The organism is Candidatus Pseudoscillospira sp. SGI.172, assembly GCF_050313575.1.
Taxonomy (GTDB): Bacteria; Bacillota; Clostridia; order Oscillospirales; family Oscillospiraceae; genus Vermiculatibacterium.
Genome location: NZ_JBNPLQ010000075.1, coordinates 1 through 1,401 on the forward strand (window position 1 = coordinate 1; position 1,401 = coordinate 1,401).

At 53.3% G+C, this 1,401-nt stretch carries 1 protein-coding gene; it reads right to left on the reverse strand.

Annotated features, from left to right (window positions below; genetic code table 11):
• Positions 1-134: 134 nt before the first annotated feature.
• Positions 135-1,401 (reverse strand): group II intron reverse transcriptase (locus ACQRD3_RS13500; protein WP_427781736.1); only part of this gene is annotated, 1,267 nt, incomplete at its 5' end.

Consider the following 1,401-nt stretch of genomic DNA (forward strand, 5'->3'; position numbering starts at 1 on the left):
TATAGTGATAGGTAATCCTTTGAAGTCATCGCCGGATTTTCCCCCACTCCACACCGGACGTGCGACTTTCACCGCATCCGGCGTTCCATCGATTGTGTTATTAGGCATTTAATCAATCACCAATAGAAAGCTGTTCAGATTGTCGCTAATTTTGCGGCAGCACGCAGGTTGTTGATTTTGGTCAGTTGTTTCCTCGTAACAGTCAGTTGCTTGCATATGCTCTTGAGGGCGGCAGCGTCTTGGTCAGCCAGCAAAGGGAGGAACCGCCTGTGGAGCAGCACCAGATTGCTGTATCGCTCCTGGCCGCCTTGCTCCTTTGGAACCTTCATGTGACACACGATACTGTCCGGCTGCAAGAACCATTCGCCGCTGACAGCGCACTTGCCCTTCTGGGCAGACAGCAGGGAGAGCCTGCAATCGGCGTATTCCAGACTGTGGCCTTGCGGCGGATGTTCCCGCAGATACGCAAACAGGGTCGTATCCATCTCCAGATTATCGTGTATCTTTTTCCGTCCCGTCGGAGAGAAGCAGCAGACGGCGGCGCTGATTCCGATTGCGGTTTTATACTTGATGAACGCAATGGGGTAGATTGGCCGGTTGATACCGGACACATACCGCACCATTTGAGAAGCGCCGAAACGCTCCTTTTCACTGTCCGTCATGGCACCGCCCTCCCGGACGAGTTGACAGCCGGTTTCCGTGTTCAGACGGTTGGTCAGCACTGTCATAACTCTGCGGTGGATTTTCCGGCAGTCCAGACTGATACAGGTAGCGATCCTGTAGTAGTTCTGGATGCCCAACACCATTTCGTCAAACAGGCCGATTTCGTCCGGCTGCGTCCGCCCTCGGGCTGGCTTTGCGATGCGCTTTGCCTGCTCCACCAGCTTGCTTTCTTCCAACTGTAGCTTTTTGTCACAGATGTGGGACTTCACGACATACTTCCCGCCCTTGTGGTACACCATGATTTTGAAGCCAAGAAACTCGGAGTATCGCTTTCGGACATTGACAATGCGTGTTTTCTCCGGGGAGACCTCCAGCTTTAACCGTTCGGCAATCCATCTTGTGACAGCTTCCATGGTCTTCTCCGCGTCCTCTCGGTTCCGGCAGAAGATACGGAAGTCATCCGCATAGCGCACGATGAACATTTCCTTGAGATTGCTGATCCGCATTTTCTGATAACCGTAGCTCTTGTCAAATACTTCTGAGGTACGGATGGTGCGCCATTTGCCATAATGGTTTGCCACCGGGTGATCCAACCATTGGTTGTCAATCCAGTGATCCAGCTCATTGAGTACCACATTGGCCAACAGTGGGGAGATGATCCCGCCCTGGGGCGTTCCCTTAGTCGGGTAGACGGTGCTGCCGTCCGGCATACGGATAGGAGCCTTCAGGATACGCTTG